At 69.4% G+C, this 20,499-nt stretch carries 22 protein-coding genes; 14 read left to right on the top strand and 8 right to left on the bottom strand.

The window, feature by feature from the left end:
* The first annotated feature begins 33 nt into the window (after nucleotides 1-33).
* Entirely contained in the window at nucleotides 34-2,685 is a 2,652-nt protein-coding gene (locus ACFOWZ_RS02240; RefSeq protein ID WP_382367803.1) for an AfsR/SARP family transcriptional regulator, read from the top strand.
* Here ACFOWZ_RS02240 and ACFOWZ_RS02235 read toward each other — a convergent pair.
* Nucleotides 2,682-3,890 (bottom strand): MFS transporter, encoded by a 1,209-nt coding sequence (locus tag ACFOWZ_RS02235; RefSeq protein ID WP_382368276.1) that lies wholly within the window; start codon nucleotides 3,888-3,890, stop codon nucleotides 2,682-2,684. The genes ACFOWZ_RS02240 and ACFOWZ_RS02235 overlap by 4 nt on opposite strands.
* 58 nt (nucleotides 3,891-3,948) lie before the next feature.
* Between ACFOWZ_RS02235 and ACFOWZ_RS02230 the strand changes: the two genes are divergently transcribed.
* From ACFOWZ_RS02230 to ACFOWZ_RS02210, 5 genes are read left to right on the top strand one after another with little or no spacing between them, the layout of a single operon-like run.
* A complete protein-coding gene (locus ACFOWZ_RS02230; RefSeq protein WP_382367800.1) occupies nucleotides 3,949-4,560 on the top strand; it encodes a DUF6928 family protein in 612 nt (203 codons plus the stop codon).
* A gap of 32 nt (nucleotides 4,561-4,592) precedes the next feature.
* Nucleotides 4,593-4,925: a putative quinol monooxygenase gene (locus ACFOWZ_RS02225; protein ID WP_030470107.1), complete on the top strand. Its 333-nt coding sequence runs from the start codon at nucleotides 4,593-4,595 to the stop codon at nucleotides 4,923-4,925.
* 51 nt (nucleotides 4,926-4,976) lie between these two features.
* Complete coding sequence (locus ACFOWZ_RS02220; RefSeq protein WP_382367797.1) at nucleotides 4,977-5,255, top strand: hypothetical protein; 279 nt, start codon at nucleotides 4,977-4,979, stop codon at nucleotides 5,253-5,255.
* Nucleotides 5,252-6,931 (top strand): GMC family oxidoreductase, encoded by a 1,680-nt coding sequence (locus ACFOWZ_RS02215; RefSeq protein WP_382367794.1) that lies wholly within the window; start codon nucleotides 5,252-5,254, stop codon nucleotides 6,929-6,931. Before ACFOWZ_RS02220 ends, ACFOWZ_RS02215 begins: the two co-directional genes overlap by 4 nt.
* A gap of 60 nt (nucleotides 6,932-6,991) precedes the next feature.
* A complete protein-coding gene (locus ACFOWZ_RS02210; protein ID WP_382367791.1) occupies nucleotides 6,992-7,366 on the top strand; it encodes a YciI family protein in 375 nt (124 codons plus the stop codon).
* On the opposite strand, the gene ACFOWZ_RS02205 is transcribed toward ACFOWZ_RS02210, so the two are convergent.
* Nucleotides 7,351-7,881 carry a hypothetical protein gene (locus tag ACFOWZ_RS02205; RefSeq protein ID WP_382367788.1) on the bottom strand — a complete coding sequence of 177 codons (531 nt, stop codon included), beginning with the start codon at nucleotides 7,879-7,881 and terminating at the stop codon, nucleotides 7,351-7,353. The two genes, ACFOWZ_RS02210 and ACFOWZ_RS02205, sit on opposite strands and share 16 nt — an antisense overlap.
* On the bottom strand, nucleotides 7,871-9,409 hold the full coding sequence (locus ACFOWZ_RS02200; RefSeq protein ID WP_382367785.1) for an FAD-dependent monooxygenase: 1,539 nt from the start codon (nucleotides 9,407-9,409) through the stop codon (nucleotides 7,871-7,873). The genes ACFOWZ_RS02205 and ACFOWZ_RS02200 overlap by 11 nt, the downstream gene beginning before the upstream one ends.
* Nucleotides 9,410-9,465: 56 nt before the next feature.
* Here ACFOWZ_RS02200 and ACFOWZ_RS02195 point away from each other — a divergent pair, with 56 nt between their 5' ends.
* From ACFOWZ_RS02195 to ACFOWZ_RS02175, 5 genes are all read left to right on the top strand, one after another.
* Nucleotides 9,466-10,458, top strand: coding sequence for an ABC transporter substrate-binding protein (locus ACFOWZ_RS02195; protein ID WP_382367782.1), 993 nt, complete (start codon nucleotides 9,466-9,468; stop codon nucleotides 10,456-10,458).
* The gene (locus tag ACFOWZ_RS02190) at nucleotides 10,455-11,183 is read left to right on the top strand and encodes an ABC transporter ATP-binding protein (RefSeq protein WP_382367779.1); all 729 of its coding nucleotides are present in this window, start codon (nucleotides 10,455-10,457) and stop codon (nucleotides 11,181-11,183) included. Before ACFOWZ_RS02195 ends, ACFOWZ_RS02190 begins: the two co-directional genes overlap by 4 nt.
* Nucleotides 11,180-11,929, top strand: coding sequence for an ABC transporter permease (locus ACFOWZ_RS02185; RefSeq protein ID WP_382367776.1), 750 nt, complete (start codon nucleotides 11,180-11,182; stop codon nucleotides 11,927-11,929). The genes ACFOWZ_RS02190 and ACFOWZ_RS02185 overlap by 4 nt, the downstream gene beginning before the upstream one ends.
* A 111-nt stretch (nucleotides 11,930-12,040) precedes the next feature.
* Entirely contained in the window at nucleotides 12,041-12,217 is a 177-nt protein-coding gene (locus tag ACFOWZ_RS02180; protein ID WP_382367773.1) for a hypothetical protein, read from the top strand.
* Between the two features lie 523 nt (nucleotides 12,218-12,740).
* Nucleotides 12,741-13,871 carry an HNH endonuclease signature motif containing protein gene (locus ACFOWZ_RS02175; RefSeq protein ID WP_382367770.1) on the top strand — a complete coding sequence of 377 codons (1,131 nt, stop codon included), beginning with the start codon at nucleotides 12,741-12,743 and terminating at the stop codon, nucleotides 13,869-13,871.
* Between the two features lie 261 nt (nucleotides 13,872-14,132).
* Here the strand turns inward: ACFOWZ_RS02175 and ACFOWZ_RS02170 are convergent, their stop codons facing one another.
* Genes ACFOWZ_RS02170 through ACFOWZ_RS02160 form a run of 3 tightly spaced genes read right to left on the bottom strand, consistent with a single transcriptional unit; the run spans nucleotide 14,133 to nucleotide 16,385 of the window.
* Nucleotides 14,133-14,801 (bottom strand): CE1759 family FMN reductase, encoded by a 669-nt coding sequence (locus ACFOWZ_RS02170; protein ID WP_382367767.1) that lies wholly within the window; start codon nucleotides 14,799-14,801, stop codon nucleotides 14,133-14,135.
* Nucleotides 14,798-15,223 carry a MarR family winged helix-turn-helix transcriptional regulator gene (locus tag ACFOWZ_RS02165; RefSeq protein ID WP_382367764.1) on the bottom strand — a complete coding sequence of 142 codons (426 nt, stop codon included), beginning with the start codon at nucleotides 15,221-15,223 and terminating at the stop codon, nucleotides 14,798-14,800. The genes ACFOWZ_RS02170 and ACFOWZ_RS02165 overlap by 4 nt, the downstream gene beginning before the upstream one ends.
* A gap of 4 nt (nucleotides 15,224-15,227) precedes the next feature.
* Nucleotides 15,228-16,385 (bottom strand): LLM class flavin-dependent oxidoreductase, encoded by a 1,158-nt coding sequence (locus ACFOWZ_RS02160; RefSeq protein ID WP_030472437.1) that lies wholly within the window; start codon nucleotides 16,383-16,385, stop codon nucleotides 15,228-15,230.
* 87 nt (nucleotides 16,386-16,472) lie between these two features.
* Between ACFOWZ_RS02160 and ACFOWZ_RS02155 the strand changes: the two genes are divergently transcribed.
* Together ACFOWZ_RS02155 and ACFOWZ_RS02150 are read left to right on the top strand one after the other, a co-directional pair.
* On the top strand, nucleotides 16,473-16,601 hold the full coding sequence (locus ACFOWZ_RS02155; RefSeq protein WP_382367761.1) for a hypothetical protein: 129 nt from the start codon (nucleotides 16,473-16,475) through the stop codon (nucleotides 16,599-16,601).
* Between the two features lie 96 nt (nucleotides 16,602-16,697).
* A complete protein-coding gene (locus tag ACFOWZ_RS02150; RefSeq protein ID WP_382367758.1) occupies nucleotides 16,698-18,221 on the top strand; it encodes a nucleotidyl transferase AbiEii/AbiGii toxin family protein in 1,524 nt (507 codons plus the stop codon).
* Here ACFOWZ_RS02150 and ACFOWZ_RS02145 read toward each other — a convergent pair.
* Nucleotides 18,213-18,875 carry a type 1 glutamine amidotransferase domain-containing protein gene (locus ACFOWZ_RS02145; RefSeq protein ID WP_382367756.1) on the bottom strand — a complete coding sequence of 221 codons (663 nt, stop codon included), beginning with the start codon at nucleotides 18,873-18,875 and terminating at the stop codon, nucleotides 18,213-18,215. The two genes, ACFOWZ_RS02150 and ACFOWZ_RS02145, sit on opposite strands and share 9 nt — an antisense overlap.
* Nucleotides 18,876-18,931: 56 nt before the next feature.
* Between ACFOWZ_RS02145 and ACFOWZ_RS02140 the strand changes: the two genes are divergently transcribed.
* Nucleotides 18,932-19,825, top strand: coding sequence for a LysR family transcriptional regulator (locus ACFOWZ_RS02140; protein ID WP_382367753.1), 894 nt, complete (start codon nucleotides 18,932-18,934; stop codon nucleotides 19,823-19,825).
* On the opposite strand, the gene lexA is transcribed toward ACFOWZ_RS02140, so the two are convergent.
* Nucleotides 19,822-20,478 (bottom strand): transcriptional repressor LexA, encoded by a 657-nt coding sequence (gene lexA / locus ACFOWZ_RS02135; RefSeq protein ID WP_030472431.1) that lies wholly within the window; start codon nucleotides 20,476-20,478, stop codon nucleotides 19,822-19,824. The two genes, ACFOWZ_RS02140 and lexA, sit on opposite strands and share 4 nt — an antisense overlap.
* Nucleotides 20,479-20,499: the final 21 nt, after the last annotated feature.

Here is a 20,499-nt window from a genome sequence, read left to right as displayed (position 1 = left end):
GACGTTGCACCTTCGATCGAGAGCGAACCTAGGATGAACCTTGAATTCGCTGCTGAGGGGTGGGAAGTGGAGTTCGGGCTGCTCGGTGCCGTCGAGGTGCGAGACCGGGGTGAGGTGGTCGAGATCGGCCACGTCCGCCAACGGTCCGTGCTGGTCGCGCTGCTGGTGGAGGAGGGGAGGCCGGTACCGGTCGACCGGCTGCTCGACCGCGTGTGGGGCGAGCGGGCGCCGCTGAGAGCGCGCGAGACGCTGTACGGATATGTGTCAAAGCTTCGCAAGGTTCTCGGGGTCGACATCGAGCGTTCTCCCGCCGGTTACCGGCTGGCCGTGGATTCGCCTCGGGTCGACTTGTTCCGATTCAGGGCACTGGTGCGGGAAGGCGATTTCGACGCGGCACTCGCGTTGTGGCGCGGGCAGGCGCTGGACGGGCTCGAGTCGCCGTGGTTCGACGCGCTGCGGGAGAGCCTGCACGCCGAACGCGAGGCCGCCGAGCTGGACCGCAACGACGTGGCGCTCGCGGACGGCAGGCACGCCGCGGTGCTGCCCGCGTTGCGGAGGGCAGCCGACGAACGACCGCACGACGAACGCGTTGCCGCGCAACTGGTGCTGGCGCTGCACCTGTCGGGCAACGACGCGGAGGCGTTGCGGCACTACGACTCCGTGCGCCGCCGGCTCGCCGACGAGCTCGGGGTGGATCCGAGCAGGCCGTTGCAGGAGGTCCACCAGCGGATCCTCGCCGGAGACGTGGAACCGCGCCCGAGCGGGCCTCGGCAGCTGCCGGCGCCGCACCCGTGGTTCACCGGCCGCTCCGACGAACTGGCCGCACTGGGGTCGTCGGGCACCGTCGTGATCACCGCGATCGGTGGCACGGGCGGCATCGGCAAGACGGCGCTCGCGTTGCACTGGGCACACCGGCACGTCGAGGAGTTCCCGGACGGCCAGTTGTACGTGAACCTGCGCGGGTTCGACCCGTCGGCTGAGCCGACGCCTCCGGAGACCGTGCTGCGGGAGTTCCTGGAGGCGTTGGGGGAGAAGACGATCCCCGCCGGGCTGGACGCGCTGGCCGCGCGCTACCGGAGCGTGGTCGCGGGCAGGCGGATGCTGGTGCTGCTCGACAACGCCCGGTCCACCGAGCAGGTCGTGCCGCTGCTACCGGGCTCGACCGCGACGGTGCTCGTCACGAGCAGGCTCAAGCTGGCGGGGCTGGTGGCCGCGCACGGCGCCAGGTCGGTGTCGCTCGACGTGCTGCAGCCCGCCGACGCCCGCGAGTTCCTGGCCGCGCGGCTCGGCGTGGAGCGGGTGACGGCCGAGCCCGGTGTGGTCGCCGACCTGGTGAGCTGGTGCGGCGGGCTGCCGCTGGCGTTGTCGATCGTCGCCGCGCGGGCCGCGATGGAACCGGACTTCCCGCTGGCGGTGTTCGCCGAAGAGCTGCGCGAACAGCCGCTCGACGCGCTGGACGCGGGCGAGATCGGCACGAACCTGCGCGCGGTGTTCTCGTGGTCGGTGGCGGCACTGCCGGACGAGGCGGCGCGCGCGTTCGGGCTGCTCGGCACCGTCGGCACGGCGGACGTGTCGCTCGCGGCGGTCGCGGCGCTGCTGGACCGGTCCGTCGCGCGGACCCGGATGGTGCTGCGGGAGCTGGAGAACGCGCACCTGGTGCAGCAGCACGTGCCCGGCCGGTACCGGATGCACGACCTGGTCGGGTTGTACGCGGCGGACCTCCCGGCTTCCCCCGGCTCCCGGCTGGCGGACTTCTACGCCGCGACCTCCCGTGCCGCCGCGCTCACGCTGGAGCCGCACAAAGCCTTGCCGGAGCACGAAAGCGGTCACGTCCTGTCGTTCGCGGACCAGGCCGCGGCGATGGCGTGGTTCGACGCCGAGCACGCTTGCCTGATGACCGAGCAGCGGCTCGCGCTGGAGCGAGCCGATTTCGAGGTCGTGTCGATGCTCGGCCACACGATGAACAGCTACCACCTCCGTCGCGGACGCACCTCCGACGACGTGGACGCGTGGCTGATGGCGTTGCGCGCGACCGAGGCCCTGGGCGACGAGTTCAGGCAGGCGACCGCACACATGTGCCTCGGCGCGGACTACGTGGAGCTGGGCCAGTCCTCGTTGGGGCACAAGCACTTCGCTCGCAGCCTGGAGCTGTTCGCGCGAACCGGCGACCACGTGGCGCACGGCTCCGTGCACCGGTTGATCGCGTGGGCCGCGGAGTTCGAGGGCGACCTGGAGAAGGCGCTGGAACACTCGTTGCTGGGACTGGAGAAGTTCCGCGCGGCCGGTGCGGAGATCCGCGAGGCCGAGTCGCTGAACGACGTCGGCTGGCGGTACGCGTGCCTGAACCGCTACGCCGAAGCCAGGACGTACTGCGAGGACGCCAGGCTGCTCAACGCCAAACTCGGCCACACCGAGGGCTCAGCGGCCACTTTGGACAGTCTCGCGCACATCGCCCACCACGACGGCCGGCACGCCGACGCCGTCGCGCACTACCGCGAGGCGCTGGCGCTGTACCGGGAGCTGGACAACTCGGCGGAGCAGGCCACGGTGCTGGAGCACCTCGGTGACGTGCACGCGGCGGCCGGGGAGGACGACCTGGCGCGCGAGCAGTGGGGGCGGGCTCTGGAGCTGTACCGGGTGCAGGGGCGGGTGGCGGAGGCGGCGGCCCTGGAGCGCCGCGTCTAGACCCTGCTCATCTGACGGCCGCTCTCGATCAGCTCGTCGGTGAACGAGTCGAGTGCCTGCGCGAAGTCGCGCTGGTCCGGTTCGTGCCAGTCGTCGAGCTGGTCGAGCAGCCACTGCCGCCACGCCCTGACGAGCTGGGCGAACACGTCCGCGCCCTCGTCGGTGAACCGGTAGCCGTCGTCGCTGAACGCCAGGTGCCCCGATCGCACGAGGGCCTGCGCCGTCGGTTCGAAGATGCCGCCGGGCACCTCGGTCATCTCGGCGATCTCGTCGAGGGTGGCCACCCCGTCGTCCCCGAACGAGCTGCCCATGGTGCGCAGGAAGCTGATGCCGGACGTGGCGACGCCGAGGTCGGTGTAGTTCGTGGTGCTCTGCACGACGATCACCGGCACCTGCATCACCAGGCCGATGCCCGCGCCGAGCACGACCATGAACGCGCCCATGACCCAGTAGCTCGTGCTCGCGTCCAGAAAGGACAGCAGCAGGAGGCCGATCGCGAGCCCCACGGACCCGGCCAGCGGGAAGATCCGGTACCTGCCGGTGCGGCTGATCACGTTGCCGGTGAGCAGCGCCGTGGCCATGAGCCCGGCGATCAGCGGCAGCATCCACAGCCCGGAGGCCGTCGCCGACTCGCCGCGCACGTACTGCAGGTAGATCGGCAGGTAGGTGATGCCGCCGAGCATCGCGAACCCGACGACGAAGCTCAGCACACCCGACACCGTGAAGACCCGGCTGCGGAACAACCGCATCGGCAGCATCGGTTCGGCCGCGCGCTGCTCGACGAACACGAACGCGACCAGCAGCACGACCGATCCGGCGGCCATCCCCAGGATCGTCGGCGACGTCCACGGGTACTCGGTGCCGCCCCAGCTCGTGACCAGCGTCAGCCCGGTGGCTGCGAGCGCGATGAGCGTGCCCATCGACTCCGACCAGCCCGCGAAGAACGACCCGGCCAGGAACAGCACGAGGCTGACCACGAACGTCTTCTTGCGCCCGTAGAGGTCACCGAACTTGCCGATCAGGACCGTCATGACGGTCTCGGCGAGCAGGTAGGACGTGACGACCCACCACAGGTGCGCGCCGCCGCCGAGGTCGGCGACCATCGTCGGCAGGGCGGTGGACACGATGGTCTGGTCGAGGGCGGCCAGGAGCATGGCCAGCAGGACGGTCGCGACGACGAGGTTGCGCCGGCGGGTGTCGATCATCTCGGGCACTGGGGGATGATCGCGCAGGTTTTGTGACGTCGCAGAGGGAGGAGGTCAGGTGGGGTCCAAGGCGATGCTGCTGGCGTTCGGTGAGGTGCGGACGGCGTTGCGGAAAGGAGGAGAACCGGACCGGGACGAGGCGGAAGCGGTGATCCGCGCGCTGCGACCGGGTTGCGCGGTCGAGCCGATCGAGGACAGCACGCTGGCCGACGAGGTGTACCCCGGCCACGCGCTCGCCTACGTCGCGGTGCTGCCGGACGCGACGATCGTGTGCGACCAGGAGCTCATGATGCTCCCGCCGCCGGATCACGTGCGGGAGTTCGCCGCCGGGCGGCCGATGATCGTGTTCAGCTGGCACTCGGGATCGGGGGCGTTCGGCTTCGGGGAGTGGGACGCGGACGGCACGTTGCTCCGCGAGCACCACGCCGAGTCGGACGACCAGTACGAGTTCGCCCAAGCCACGATGCACGAGATGTTCGGCTTCGCGCCGGAGGGTGTGCGCGGTGAGGTCGATGCGTCGGAGATCGTGGTGCACGGCTTCAAGGTCACCTATCCCGACCAGGCCGAACGTGACGCCCGGCTCGACGCCCTGGTGGCGGAGATGGTCCGGCAGGGGCCGCAGCGGATGGCGCCGGACGGTTCGCTGGTCCCCGTCACCGAGTCCCCCTAGGCTCGGGGCGCGATCACGCGAAGGAGGCAGCCTTGATCTTCATCACCGCGAAGTTCCGCGTCCTGCCCGAATACGCCGACACCTGGCCCGAGCTCTCCCGCGCCTTCACCGAGGCCACCCGCGGCGAGCCCGGCTGCCTGTGGTTCGACTGGTCGCGCAGCCTCGACGACGAGACCGAGTACGTGCTCGTCGAGGCGTTCCGGGACGGGGACGCGGGGGCCGCGCACGTGCAGTCCGCGCACTTCAAGGTCGCGCAGGCCGAGCTGCCGCCGTACCTGCAGGAGACGCCGCGGATCGTCAACGCCGTGCTGGAGCAGGACGACTGGTCGTTGCTGGGCGAAATGGCGGTTGGGCCACGCGGGTGAGCCTTGGTCAGATCGTTTGGCGCAGGACAGGGGCTCCGTGAGGATGGCGCGATGGACGCCTTCGTGGAGTTGTCCGCCGAGCTGACCGGGTTCTCGGCGGAGGAGCTGAGGTCGACCGGACTGGTCGAGCAGTACCGCGCGCTGGCACAAGGCGCGTCGGAAGCCGACATCATCGAGCTCTGGTACACCGGGGTGTGGCGCGGGGTGGTGCCGAGTGCCCGCGCCTACGCCGAAGGGCTGGCGTGGAAGGCCGTCGGGGTGGCCGCGCCGGGCACCAGTGCGCCCGGTTTCGGGAGCTGGGAGCGCAGACCCAGAAGAAGCACCTCGTGAGGGCCGTGGTCGTCGGCGCTGGGTTCGCCGGCTCGCTGGTCGCGAAGGTGTTGGGGGACAACGGGTTTCGCGTGCTCGTGCTGGAGGCGGGGGCGCACAACGACCACGACGAGGCGGTGCGCAGGTTCCGGACCGCGCTCGTCAAGACGCCGCTGGCGCCGTACCGGACCACCGCCGCGGCGCCGTCGAGCGACTGCCTGATCAACACCGGGCCGTTCGCCTATTGCAGCCCCTACCTGCGCATGAACGGTGGCACCGGCACCGCGTGGACCGGCATCACGCCGCGGATGCATCCCGAGGACTTCCGCACCGCCGACCTCGGGCACGGCCGCAACTGGCCGCTCTCCTACGACGACCTGGAGCCCTACTACCGCGCCGCGGAGTGGGAGATCGGGGTCGCGGCCGACGCCGACGAGCAGCGCCAGCACCTTCCCGTGGCGGACGGCTACCGCTATCCCATGCACGCCCTGCCCCGCACGTACCTCGACGAGGCGATCGCGTCCGTTGTGGATGGTCAGAGCATCGACGGGAACGAGCTGCTGGTCGTCGGAACTCCTCAGGCGCGCAACGGGATTCCGGTGCACGGCTACCGGCCGCACGGGCAGCTGTGCGCGGGCTACGCGAGCTGTGTGCCGATCTGCCCGGAGAACGCCAAGTACACGCCGCACCGCACGCAGAAGCAGTGGTCCGCCGCCGTCGAGCTGCGCACCCGCTGCGTCGTGAACCGGGTGCACGCCGATGAGTTCGGGCGCATCACCAAAGTCTCCTACCAGCGCTACGAGGACGACACGAGCGGCAGGCACACACGGCACGAGGAAGAGGCGGATCTCGTCGTCCTCGCCGCGCACGCCATCGAGAACGCCAAGCTGCTGCTGATGTCCGGGCTCGCGAACAGCAGCGACCAGGTGGGCCGCAACCTGATGGACCACCCGGCGCTGCTGACGTGGGCGTTGATGCCGCAGCAGATCGGCCCGTTCCGCGGTCCCGGCTCGACGACGGGCATCGAGGTGTTCCGCTCCGGCCCGCAGCGCTGCACGCGGGCACCGTTCCGGATCGAGATCGGCAACTGGGGCTGGGGCTGGTCGGCGGGCAGTCCCGTCTCGGACACGGCCGAGTTCGTCGCGGCGGGCCTGCGCGGCAAGGCGCTGCGGCAGGCCGTCGCGGACCGGGTCGGCCGGCAGTTCGCGCTGCAGTTCGAGATCGAGCAGGAGGCCGATCCGGCGAACCGGGTCACGCTCGGCACGGACCTCGACGCCCTGGGCAACCCGCGGCCGAGCGTCCACTACGGACTGTCGGACTACGTCAAGGACGGTCTGCTGGCGGCGAAACGGGCGTCGGACCGCATCTTCGAACTCCTCGGCGCCGAGGACCACACGTCGTACAAGCCGGACGACGAACGGTACTTCGAGCACGACGGCGAGCCGTTGAGGTACTGGGGAGCGGGCCACGGCGGTGGCACGCACGTGATGGGGGACTCGCCGCGCGACTCGGTGGTGGACCGGTGGCAGCGGTGCTGGGACCACCCGAACCTGTACGCGGTGGGCTGCGGGAGCATGCCGTCGCTCGGCACGTCGAACCCGTCGCTGACGATGGCGGCGCTCGCGCTGCGGACGGCCGGCCACCTCGTGTCGCGCCGTCCGGAAGAAGTCGTCTGCACAATGTCGAAAGCTCCGTGACGTCGTTCGACGCAGGGGTGGCAGCTGTTCGACGCTGCCAGTCGACACCGAGGAGAGAACATGCGGTTCATGCTCATGCACCGGGTCCCCGAAGACGACCCGGCCTCGTGGGAGCCGAACGCCGAGCTCATCGACCGGATGAACGCGTTCGTCGAGAAGCTGACCGCGGACGGCGTCATGCTCGGCGCCGAGGGCGTGCAGAAGGTCGGCGCCGTGGTGCGCAGGCGTGGTGCGGCGATCAGTGCGATCGACGGCCCGTTCGCCGAGGCCAAGGAGGTCGTCGGCGGGTTCCTGCTGATCAACGCGAAGGACCTGGCCGAGGCCACGGCCGTCGCGCAGGAGTACATCACCTGCTTCGCCGGCGTCGAGGAGATGTCGGTCGAGGTGCGGCAGGTCGCGGAGTTCGAGGACCTGGAGCCCTACCTGAACAGGTAACTCAGTTCGACGACGAACCACTCGCCGTCCACCGTGCACGACCCTCCCGCGTGGAGCTGCACGTCCTCGCCGTCCAAGGCGGCGAGGACGTGTGGCCCCTCCAGGTCCAGGGTCGTGTCGGCGACCGTGCGCACGCTGACGTCGTCGGGGCGGATGTCGAGCGGCTCGTCCAGGTTCTCGCCGAGGTCCTTCAGCTCGACGAGCCGGTTGCGGTAGAAGGTCGTCCCGATGTTCGTCAGCCGGTGCACGGGCGACACGGGCCGGTAGACCCAGCCACCTCGGTGCTCGGAGATGAACCGCGGCTCGCTGCCGTCGAGCCAGTCCATGCGGCCCTGCGAGCCGTCGATGCTCAGCACGACGTACGGGTTGTGGTGCAGGTGCCACGGGTGGGTCTCGCCCGGTTCGAGCGTCACCTCCCACACCCTGATCACCGGGTCGTCGTGGAGCACACGACTGCCGACGTCGGCGAGGACGATCTTCTCCCCGGCCGGTGAGAGCACGACGTCACCTCGCAAGGCGCACCTCCTGCAGATAGCGGTCCTGGACGTTCTGCCACGACGAGGCGGTCCAGGGTTCGACGTGAGCGACGTGCGCGTCCGGTCGCAGCAGCACCACGGCGTCGCCGAGGCCGAAGCGGTCGCGCACGGTGGATCCCGGGTCGAAGTACGCGCGGGAACGCAGGCCCGAGTCGTGCGGCGCGTCCCAGCGGCTCACGATCACCTGACGCAGCCCGGCTGGGCCGTCGGGCAGGTGCGGGCGGCGGCGCGCGTCGGTGAGGTGCAGGGCCACGAACTCCTCGCGGCACAGCTCGTGCAGGTGGACCGGGCCGCGCAGGCCGAAGATCCGCAGGTCGGGCACGCGGTCGCCGACGCGCAACGGGCCCGGTGGGCGCGTGATCGACCAGTCCTCGCCCAGCCGCACGCCGAGCAACGTGCGAGTCATCGCGTCGCTCCAGCCCGCCACCGACTCCAGGCGGCGGTCCATCACGGCGCGCGCCGCCTCGGCCATCGCGCCGGAACCGTGGACCGCCACCGGCCTCTGCTCGGCCTCGTAGCCCTCCAGCAACTCCGCGCCCGCCCACCCGCGGTGCACCCACGCGAGCCGCCACGGCAGGTTGGACGCGTCGAGCACGCCGGTGTTCAGGCCCAGCGCCCACATCGGCGTGATCAGGTGCGCCGCGTCGCCCAGCAGGAACACCCGGTCGCGTCGCCACGACGACGCCACGCGGTGGTGCACGGTGTAGACGTTGCTGCCCAGCACTTTCAGCTCGTCGACCTCGCCGATGAAGTGGCGTGCCTTGTCCCGCAGCTCGTCCGACGACGGCGCCTCCCGTCCCGCGGCGAGGGGGAACACGAAGCGCCAGCAGTGCGGCTGCCGCACGAGGACCATCCACTCCTCGCGGTCGCCGAAGTAGGCGAGGTACGGGTAGTCGCGCGGATTGCCGACGTCGAGGTCGCACACGAGGTCGACCAGCACGTACCGCTGCTCCAGCGTGTGCCCGGTGACCTCGACGCCGAGCCGTTCGCGCACGGTCGAGCGCCCGCCGTCGCAGCCGAGCACGTACGCCACCTCGACCTCCACCTCGCCGTCCGGAGTCGACAACCGCAGGACGACGTGATCCGCGTGCTGCGTGAAGTCCACCAACCGGTGCCGCATCCGCAACGCGCCCGGCGCACGTTGTTCCAGCACGGACGCGAGCGCGGGCTCCAGCTCGTGCTGCGGAACGTTGACGACGAACGGGAACCGCGTCTCGCCGGCCAGCGCCGAGGTCAGGACGCTTCCGGTCGACGTCCCGGTCGCCCGGTCCAGCTCGCCGATCTCGTCGAGGCGCAGCGAGGCCTCCAGCACCGGGCCGAGCGCGTCGTACCGGTCCAGGACCTCGAGCGTGCGCGTCAGGACGGTGCCCGCCCTCGTCTCGCCGGACAGATAGCAGGCCGCCTCGAAGACGACCACCGGCACGCCGTGCGCGACCAGCCCCAGCGCGGTGATCAAACCGATCGGGCCCGCGCCGATGACGGCCACGGGCGGATTGGTCGTGTTCATTCGTCCTCCCCGACCTCTATGTTCGACCAGAAGGACGTTTCCGGGGGAGGGGAACAATGCGGAAAGTCGTCGCAGCTGTCCTGGTCGTGTTGGCCGTCGCCGCCTGCGGCACACCGCCACCGAGGGACAACACGGGCTTCAGCAAGATCAACTATCTGACGTCGTTCAGCACCTTCGGCCGTGACGCGTACGTGTACATCGCGTTGGAGAAGGGCTTTTTCGACGCCGAGGCCATCGAGGTCACGGTCACGCCGGGCACCGGCAGCGTCGACGTGCTCAAGCTGGTCGCGGGCAACCGCGCCGACTTCGGCATCGCGGACTTCACCGCCACCGCGATCACCGTCGCCAAGGAGAAGCTGCCGGTCACCGCCGTCGCGGCGATCCACCAGCGGTCGCTCGCCGCGATCGTCGCCCTGGAGGGCAACGGGATCTCCAAGCCGGCCGACCTGGCAGGCAAGAAGATCGGTGACCAGCCCGGCTCCACGAACCAGGTGATGTTCCCGGTGTACGCCAAGGCCGCCGGCATCGACCCTGCGCAGGTCGAGTTCGTGCCGTCGCCTCCGCCGTCGCTCCCGCAGCTGCTCGCGGCCGGGCAGGTGGACGGGATCGGGCAGTTCGTCGTCGGCACACCGTTGATCGAGGCCGCGGCGAAGGGGCGGAAAGCGGTGGTCCTGCCGTACGGCGACCTGGTGCCCGACCTGTACGGCAACGTGCTGGTGACGTCGAAGCAGATGGCGCAGAACGATCCCGGTCTGGTGCAGCGGTTCACGGCCGTGCTGCTGCGTGCCCTCGACTACGCGGTCGAGCACCCGGAGGAGACCGGTCAGATCCTCAAGAAGTACCAGCCGACCCAGGACGCCGCCGTCGCGCGCGCCGAGCTGGACCTGATGAAGTGGTACGTCAAGCCGGTCGGCTTCCGCGGTCCCGTCGGCGAGCTGACCGAGCCGCGGGTCGAGACGATCCTCCGCACGCTCGTCGGGGCCGGTGCGATCCCGGACGGGTCGGTGCGTCCCGGCGACGTCGCCTCGTTCGACCTGGCGCCGAAGTGATCTCGCTCCAGCTCCTCGCGCGGACCTTCGGGCCGGTGCACGCGCTGGCCGGCATCGACCTGGAGGTGGGCGGGCACGAGTTCGTCGCGGTGATCGGCAGGTCCGGCTGCGGGAAGTCGACGTTGCTGCGGCTGATCGCCGGGCTGCTCGCCCCCACCTCCGGGCGGATTCTCGTGGCGGGGCAGGAGGTCACGAGGCCGCGCCGCGACGTCTCGCTCATGTTCCAGCGCCCGGCGTTGCTGCCGTGGCGGTCGGTGCTGGCCAACGTCCTGCTGCCGGCCGAGGTCCTCGGTCTGGGCGACCATCGCGATCGTGCTCTCGAGCTGCTGGACCTCGTCGGGCTCGCCGGGTTCGAGAAACGGTTGCCGCACGAGCTGTCCGGCGGCATGCAGCAACGGGTGTCGCTGTGCCGATCATTGATCCAGAGCCCTCGCGTGATGCTGATGGACGAACCGTTCTCCGCCCTGGACGCGATCACTCGGACGGAGCTTTCCGAGGAACTGCAACGGGTTCAGCTGGAGCACCCGCGCGCGGTCGTGTTCGTGACGCACTCCATCGACGAGGCCGTGCTACTCGCCGACCGGATCGTCGTGCTGAGTCCGCGCCCCGGCCGGATCCACGAGATCGTCGACGTCCCCTTGCCGCGGCCGCGTGCGCTCGGGCAGGTCGAGCTGGACGAGGTGAGCCGGTCGTTGCGCGGCTTGCTGGGCGAGGTGACGGCGTGAGGATCGCGTTGCCGGTGCTGGGAATGCTGGTGATCGTCGGTCTGTGGTGGCTCGCGACGATCGTGTTCGGGATCGAGCCGTTCCTGGTGCCGTCGCCGGCCGACGTCGTCGCTTCTTTCCTGGAGCTGCCCGGATATCTGCTCGAACAGACGCTGATCACGTTGTGGGAGGCCGTGTCCGGCTTCGGACTGTCCGTGGTGATCGGTGTGCCGCTGGCACTGCTGATCGTCGGGTCCCAGGTGCTGGAGCGGATGTTCTACCCGTTGCTGGTGGCGCTGAACGCCGTGCCGAAGGTCGCCATCGCACCGATCGTGGTGGTGTGGTTCGGGTTCGGCATCTCCTCGAAGGTGCTCATGGTGGTGCTGGTGTGCATCTTCCCGATCGTCATCTCCACCGCATCGGGCATGAAGTCGACGCCCCAGGACCTCGTCGAGCTGTTCCGGTCGCTGGACGCCTCGCGCACGCACGAGTTCTTCAAGCTGCGGCTGTGGCACGCGCTGCCGCAGATCTTCGTCGGCTTGAAGGTGGCGGTGACGCTCGCGGTCATCGGGGCGGTGATCGGCGAGTTCGTCGGCGCACGCGGGGGACTCGGGTACGTGATCTCCACTTCGGGGGCCAGCGCGGACACCTCACTGGCGTTCGCGGCGATGGCGTTGCTCGCTGTCATCAGCGTCGCTTTGTTCTACGGCTTGACGTTCGCCGAACGGAAGTTGTTGCCGTGGGCCGAGGAGCACCGGGACTTCTAGCTTGAGTTTTAACCGGTGACGGCGAAGCCTGGACCCTCGTTGATCATGGGTGAAGCCCTTGGTTGATCATTCTTCTTGTCTAGGGAAGAAGATCGCTACCGAGGGCTTCAGTTGATCAGTGTGCAGGACGCCGGTGAGTCCGGCGCGGGCGGGGACCTGCCCTGGTTCCGGCGGGAGTTCTACCGGTGTCTGTCCAGGCGGGCGGACGCGTTGTTCGAGCTGTGTGACGCGGTGCTGTGTGCCGATGGGCCGGTGCGGGTCGATCGCGGAGTTGTCGCTGGCCGGTGAGCATCGTCGCGGGCATGGCAGCGGCTACGCCGCGCTGGCCCGCGGCCATGTGGAGATCGACCGGCTACGGACCACGCTCGCCGGCAGCCGACCAGTGGACCTGGCTGCTGATCGCCACCTACACCCAGCTACGCCTGGCCCGTCACCGCACACGCGATCTGCGCCGCCGCTGGGAGAAACCCGCCGCGGAGCCACAGCACCTCTCCCCGGCACGCGTCCGCCGCGGGTTTCGGAACCTCCACAGACACACCACCTGTCCCGCCCAGGCCCCGAAACCGTCCCGGCCCGGACCCGGCCGCCCCGCGGGCACACCCAACAAACACCCCGCACCACGCCACAACGTCTACATCGTCACCAGCGCAGACAGACGCAAACACAAGCACCACAACACAACCGAGCCCAGCCACCAACACCCCGACCAAACCGGTTAAAACTCAAGCTAGACGATCAACGCCGCGTTTTCACTCGATCGTGAGGCCCTGAGCCCCCTTTGCGGTTTTTGATCACGAATAAAATTGGGGGCATGGAAGCGGTCGAGGTCCTCGATGCTCTCGATTATCACCACAAACAGATTGCCTATCACCAGGCGCAGTCGTTGCGCGTGCTCGCGGACTACGCGATCGCCTGTGAGGGCGAGGAGTTCTTCGACGCCGAGATCGCGGCGGCGATGCGCTGGACGTCGCGCTGGACCACCGACCAGATCGCGCTGGCGTTGGACCTGGCGTCCAGGCTGCCGCAGACGCTCGATGCCCTGGAGAAGGGGGAGATCGACTTCTACAAGGCCCGCGTGCTGCACGACCAGACCATGCCGCTGTCGGCCGACTTGGCCGCCGAGGTGGAGGCCCGCGTGCTGGCCAAGGCCGCGGGCCAGACCGGCGCACAAATGCGTCAGCTCACGCGCCGCGTGGTGATGAAGGTCGACCCGGAAGGCCACCGGGAGCGCGCTGAGGAACGCAAGAAGCAACGCTGCACCGGCCTGGACGCGGTCGAGGACGACATGGCGCGGATCTGGGCTTTCCTGCCCGCCCACCTGGCCGCCGCGTGCTCGGCACGGGTCGACGCGATCGCGCGTCAGGCGCACACGCCGTCCGATCCGCGCACGCTGGATCAGGTTCGCGCGGACGTGTTCGCCGACCTGCTGCTCGCCACGCCCGACAAGACCAGCGCGGTCAAAGTCGAGCTGTACGTGACAGTCTCAGCCGCCACGCTGATGGGCTTGTCCTCACAGCCCGGCGAGTTGGCTGGCTACGGCCCGATCACCGCCGAACTGGCCCGCAACCTCGCCGGAGACGCCACGTGGCGACGACTGCTGACCGACCCGACCACCGGCGAGGCCCTGGAATTTGGCACCAGCACCTACCGCCCACCCGCAGCGTTGCGCCGCTTCGTCTGGATGCGCGACCGGACCTGCCGCTTCCCCGGCTGCATGCACCCCTCGCACGAATCCGACCTCGACCACACCGTCCCGTTCCCGCGCGGCTCGACCTCGGCGGCGAACCTGGGCGCGTTCTGCCGCCGACACCACCGCGTCAAACACCGCACGGCCTGGCAGGTGAGCCAACCAAACCCCGGCAGATTCTGCTTCCGCAGCCCCGCAGGAAAAAACTACGAACGCCACCCCGAACCAGTACTCGGCGACCCACCGCCATTCTGAAAAATTCGCAACCCGCACCTAAGAATCCCCACCGCAACCGGCGGCCACCGCACGGCACTGAACCACGCCCCGCAACCACCCGAGCAAGGTGACCACAGAAATTCGGTCCGGCACACGCCCGACGAAGGAGGGCATGTGCCGGGTCGGCGAAGCCGTGCTGTCACACCAGACGAGAACCTGTCGGGCAATTCGTTGATCAGGTACCAGGCGGGTCGAGGTGAGCGGCGATTGAGCGGTTGTTGCCGAGGGCAGGACAGGCGTCTAGTTGGCCGCCCCGCCCGCAGCGAGCCGCATCAGGTCGGAGTCGAGGTCGATCGACAACTCGGTCCCGCCCGCACTGCCGAACTCGTGCTGGTAACGCCCCCACGACTCGTCGCGCACCGTCTTCTCGAACCCGGCGGCCATGAGCGCCACGAGTTCGAGGGCGGCGCGGTCGATGCGCTTGTTCAGCCCGGTGTCCGTCCAGTCCTCGGTCGCCGCGAACAGCGACGTCGGCACCACGACGGTGCGCAGGTAGGCGAACAGGCCGCGCATCTGGTCGTCGACCACGAGCGCGTGCCGTGCGGTTCCGGCAGTGGCGGCCAGCACGACGGGCTTCGCGATCAGCAGGTCGTTGTCGAGGATCTGGAAGAACGACGTGAACAGCCCGCTCGCGCCCGCCTTGTAGACCGGCGTGCTCGCGACGATGCCGTCGGCGTGCTGCAGTGCGGTGATCGCTTTCTGCAGACGGGCGCCGATGTGGTTGGACACCAGGGCGTTCGCCATCTCGCCGGCCAGTTCGCGCAGCTCGATCGTCTGGACGTCGACGGTGAGCTTCTTCTGGGTGCCGAGCGTGGCGACGCGCTGGGCGACGCGGTCGGCGAGCAGGCGCGTGGACGACGGGTCGCTCGTGCCGGCCGACACCACCACGAGCTGGAACTGTGTGGTCATTTCTCCTCGTTTCCGGCCAGTTTGCCGGTGATCACGGCTAGCTGTGAGATCTCTTCTGGCGTCAGCACGCTCAGGGCGCGCGTGACGCTGCGGGCGTGCGGGCGGCCGATGGCGCGCTGGGTCTCGCGGCCCGCCGGGGTGAGCGACAGGCGCACACCCCGGCGGTCGCCCTGGTCCGGGCACCGTTCGACCAGGCCGCGTTCGACCAGGCGGTCGACCATGCGGGACAGAGCGGGCTGGCTCAGCAGCACGTGGCGGTTCAGCTCGCTCAGCCTGAGCGGACTGTCGCACTTGGACAGCTGGTACAGCACGTCGTACTCCCGCATGGTCAGCTCACCCCAGACGTCCTCCGCGTTGAACTGCTTCATCAACACGGCGTAGGCCTTCATGAGCGACTCCCACGCCTCGTTCGCGCGGGTCATGGTCTTACTCGGCGTCCTGGTAGGGCGAGCCACCCGTGACGTTGTCGCCCCGGTTGGCGTTGGGCCTGGGCTGACGCGCGGGCTTGTCGCCGTACTTCTCCTTGACGCGCAGTGCGTGCGTCGGCGGCTTGGCGGTCTCCGGGTCCTGGCGCGACTCGATCTCCTTGCGCAGCACCGGAACCACCTCTTCGCCCAGCAGGTCGAGCTGGTTCAGCACGGTCTTCAACGGAAGGCCCGCGTGGTCCATCAGGAACATCTGGCGCTGGTAGTCGCCGAAGTGCTCGCGGAAGGTCAGCGTCTTGTCGATGACCTCCTGCGGGCTGCCGACCGACAGAGGCGTCATCTCCATGAAGTCCTCCATCTTCGGGCCGTGCCCGTAGACGGGGGCCTCGTTGAAGTAAGGGCGGAACTCCTTGATCGCGTCCTGTGACCGCTTGGCGATGTACGCCTGACCACCGAGGCCGACGACGGCCTGCTTCTCCGTGCCGTGGCCGTAGTGCGCGTACCGCTGGCGGTAGAACTTGATCAGCCGCATGTAGTGCTCTTTCGGCCAGAAGATGTTGTTCGCGAAGAAGCCGTCGCCGTAGTAGGCGGCCTGCTCCGCGATCTCCGGCGTGCGGATCGAGCCGTGCCACACGAACGGCGGCACGTCGTCCAACGGCCGTGGCGTGGAAGTGAAGCCCTGCAACGGCGTGCGGAACTTCCCTTCCCAGTCCACGACGTCCTCGCGCCACAACCGGTGCAGGAGGTTGTAGTTCTCCAGCGCCAGCGGCAGGCTCTGCCGGATGTCCTGACCGAACCACGGGTAGACCGGCGCGGTGTTGCCGCGGCCCAGCATCAGGTCCATGCGGCCCTTGGCCAGGTGCTGCAGCATCGCGTACTCCTCCGCGATGCGCACCGGGTCGTTGGTGGTGATCAGCGTCGTCGCGGTGCTGACGATCAGCTTCTTCGTCTTCGCCGCGATGTGGGCGAGCAGCGTGGTGGGCGCGGACGAGAAGAACGGCGGGTTGTGGTGCTCGCCGATCGCGAACACGTCGAGCCCGACCTCCTCGGCCTTCTCCGCGATCTGCACGATGGCGTCGATGCGCTCGGCCTCGCTGGGGGTTTCGCCGCTGACCGGGTCCCTGGTGATGTCGCTCACCGAGAACACTCCGAACTGCACGGTCCCCGCCTCCTTCGATCTGAGTTCCATGCGTTTGCATCTACCTTAACGCACGGGCGGCCGAGCTATTCCCATTGCGCTGATCACATGCTGGAGGTGCGGGACGTCCGCAAGAGCTACGGCGACGACCCCGTGTTCTCACCACTGGCCTTCACCGTGAGGGCGGGGGAGGCGGTCGCCGTCGTCGGCGGCAACGGACACGGCTTAGGCAAGTGAGCTCGCCAGTGGACCGGGCGGCGCTGCTGCTCTATTCGTTGTGCGTGGTGCAGGTGGTTCTCGGCTAAGGTCATCGCCCTCGAAGAGGGGGAGATCATGTTCGCGGGTGAGTTCGAGTTGCACCTGACCGGCTCGGAGTGGCAGGTCGACGAGCTGGGGGAGTTCGCCGGGCGCCACGGGCTCAAGTTCACGCACATCGAGCTGGAGCGGGGTGATGTGCCGTCGCAGCCGATGCTCACGATCGGTGCCAAGGGCACGATCGACGAGGTCAGGGCGATCGCCGACGGCTGGCGCGCGAGGTTGTTCGAGGCCGAGCTGCACCTGGTGCGGGTGAAGATCGAGGCAGCGCCGTGGAACGACGGCGTGCCGCAGACCGACGACGACGCTGATCCCGCGCTGTACTTCGAACACCACGTGAAGCTGCGGTTGCACGGGTCGTGGCGCGACTACTACATGGGTCTCTACAAGGCGATGGAATCGCACGACGCCCATGTCTCCCGCAACGCGCGCCGCATCAGCGAGGACGGCACGGAACAGCGGTTCGTCACCCAGCGCTGCTTCGGCGTCGGCAGGTCCACGGCGAAGCAGCGGTTGAACGCGCTGCTCGAAGACCTGAGTGCGTTCGAGGTGCTGGAGGTCGAGGAGGAGTACGTCGTCGAGGACGACGCGCTGCACATCGACAACGGCTGGATCCACGGCAAGACCGGACTCAGCCACGACGAACGCCTGCGCCGGGCACCGCGCTGGGTGCGGGGCTTTCCCCCGACCTTCCACCCGCTGGAGATCAAGCCGGGCCAGGACATCACGCAACGCGCGGTGTTCGACCCCGCCCTCAAGCAGTTCTCCCACGCCTTCCGCGGCGGTGAACCGAGGTTCGGCGACCCGGCGGAGGGAGCGCGGTGGCTCGACGCGCGCAGGAAGGCGATGGCGCACGTCCTGAATCTGATCGGGAGCTCGGACTGGGCCGAGAACCTGGTGCTGCGCGGCAGCGTCGTGATGCGGGCGTGGTTCGGCGACGCCGCGCGGGAGCCCGGCGACCTCGACTTCGTGGTCACCCCGCGGTCCCTCGCCTTCGAGAGCCCGAGGGCGCAGCAGCTCATCGACGACATCGTCGACGCCGTGGCGGACGATCCCGGCCCCGGCGTGTGGGCGAGCGGGGCCGAGACCTCGCACATCTGGACGTACGAGCGGGTGCCCGGACGGCGGATCGTGTTCCCGTTCGCCGTGGACGGCCTGCCCGACGGTGCGGTCCAGATCGACCTGGTGTTCAACGAGGAACTGCCGATCGCCCCGGAGCCCGTGGAGGTCGCCGGCACGACCCTGCTCGCCGCCGGTCAGGAGCTGTCGCTCGCCTGGAAGCTCCAGTGGCTCGTCACGGACAGCTACCCGCAGGCCAAGGACCTCTACGACGCGGCGCTGCTCGCGGAACGCACCACCGTGAACACCGGTCTCGTGATCGAGCTCCTGGAACCCGAACTGGGTGACCGTGCGCTGGACTTCGACCGGAAGTCCGTGCTGGCGCTCGACCACGTCGACTGGGACAACGCGCCGTCCGAGCTGCCGGTCACCAAAGCCGACGAACCGGCTCTGCTGCAACGGATCGCGGCGTCCCTACGCTGACAGCAGCGAGGCGACGCGCTCCGCCGTGGCCACGGTGGACTGCGGGTTCTGGCCCGTCACGAGCGTGCCGTCCACGACGACCGTGCTCGACCACGGCTCACCCGTGGTCACGCGTCCGCCGAGCTCCGCCAGCCGGTCGGCGACGAGGTAGGGCACGTTCAGGCCGCCCTGGCGCTCCTCCTCGTTGCTGAACACCGTCATCTCCTTGCCGGCGAACACGAACGTGCCGTCCGCGCGGACCGCGCTCAGCAGGCCGGCCGGCCCGTGGCAGAGCGCCGCGACGACCTTGCCGCCGTCGTGGAAGTCCGCCAGCAACGCACCCAGTGCCGGGTCGGACGCCAGGTCCGCCATCGGGCCGTGGCCGCCGGGCAGGTAGATCGCGTCGAAGCCGGCGGCGCCCAGCTCGGACAGCGTCACGGGCGTGCGCAGGTCCTCCAGTGCGGTGACGGCGTCGTCGAACCGGCCGTCCAGGCTCGCCTTGTCGACCGTCGGCAACGCGCCGCCGGGCGTCGCCAGGGTGACCTCGACGCCGGCTTCCCGCAGCACGCGCACCGACTCGACGACCTCCTCGGCCCAGAACCCCGTGGGGTGGCTCGTGCCGTCCGCCAGGGTCAGCGAGTCGGCGGCGGACACGACCATCAGCAGCTTCTTCATGTCCGCCATACCATCACGAATTCGCAGGACGTGTCGGCTGAGCCATAAGCTGCCTTATGGCCGAGAAGTTGACAGACCTCGATCTGCTCGCGACGTTCCTGGAGATCTACCGGGGCGGCTCGATCACGGCCGCGGCGAACAGGCGTGGTCTCACCCAGCCCGCGGTGAGCGGCCAGCTCGCGAGGTTGGAGAAGGAACTCGGCGAACCGCTGTTCGTCCGCGGCGGCCGCGGGGTCACGCCCACGGCCAGGGCCGACGAGCTCGCGCGCCGCGTCGGATCGCACATCGACCAGCTCAGAACCGCTCTCGACCCCGCTCCGGCCGTCGAGGCCACGGTGCGGGTCGGGGGAGCCTCCGAGTTCATGACGGTCCGAGGGCTGGCCGCGCTCGCTCCGCTGACCCGGCGCGGTCTCCGGTTCGAGATCACGCTCGGCCTCGCGAACGATCTCCTCGCCGCGCTCAGGACGGACGAGCTCGACGTCGTGCTGTCCGCGGTCCGGCCAGGCGAGGGCTTCACCGCGGCACCGCTGACGGACGAGGAGTTCCTGCTGGTCGGGCCACCGTTGCTGGCCAGGACCGTCGACCAGGAGCTGCTCGCACGAGACCCGGCGCGAGCGCTCGAACACCTGCCGCTGGTCGCCTACTCCGACGACCTGCCCATCATCCGGCGGTACTGGCTCAGCGAGTTCGGCGAGCGCCCGAAGAACCCGACCGCCGTCGTCGTGCCGGACCTGCGCGCGGCCTTGGCCGCGGTGGTCGCGGGTGCGGGCGTGTCGGCACTGCCGCGCTACCTCACCGAGTCCGCGCTCACCGCCGGTGCCGTCGAGCTGCTGCATCACCCGGAGGTCGCGCCGCTCAACACCCTCTACGTCGTGACGCGTGGCGCCACGACTCCGGCCACGGACCTCGTGGTCGAGCACCTCAGGTCACGCGACTGGGGCGTGCTTTAGACGCTGCGGAGCACCGAGACGACGATGCCGAGGATCACGGCCTTGTCGCCGTCGATCACCGGGTAGTCGGGGTTGCGCGGTTCGAGGTACACGTGGCCGCCCCGGCGCTGGTACACCTTCACCGTCGCCTCCTCCTCGATCATGGCGGCGACGATCTGCCCGTTGTAGGCCTCGTGCGTCTGCCGCACCACGACCATGTCGCCGTCGCAGATCGCGGCGTCGATCATCGAGTCACCGCGCACGCGCAACGCGAACACGTTGCTGCCGCGGCCCACCAGCCCACGCGGCAGGTTCAGCACGTCGTCCACGTGCTCGACGGCGGAGATCGGCGTGCCGGCGGCGATGTCACCGACGACGGGCACGGAGATCGAGTCCTCGGAGACCTGGCCGGGCACCGCCGTCCCGTCCAGGAAGACCCGCACGTCCATCGGCCGCGTCACGGAGGCGCCGCGCTTGAGGAAACCCTTGTCCTCCAACGCCGACAGGTGTTTCGACACGCTGGACGAGGACTTCAGCCCGACCGCCTCGCCGATCTCGCGGGTGCTGGGGGAGTAGCCGTGCTCGACGACCCAGTCGCGGATGGCGAGGAGGATCTTCTGCTGGCGTTCCGGCAGCACCGTCGTGTCGAGCTCAAGATCGTCGTAGGCGGTCACCGGGCAGATAGTAGTAATCCG

It is taken from the genome of Lentzea rhizosphaerae (genome assembly GCF_042649515.1).
Taxonomy (GTDB): Bacteria; Actinomycetota; Actinomycetes; order Mycobacteriales; family Pseudonocardiaceae; genus Lentzea; species Lentzea aerocolonigenes.
This window is presented reverse-complemented; position numbering and strand designations above follow the sequence as displayed.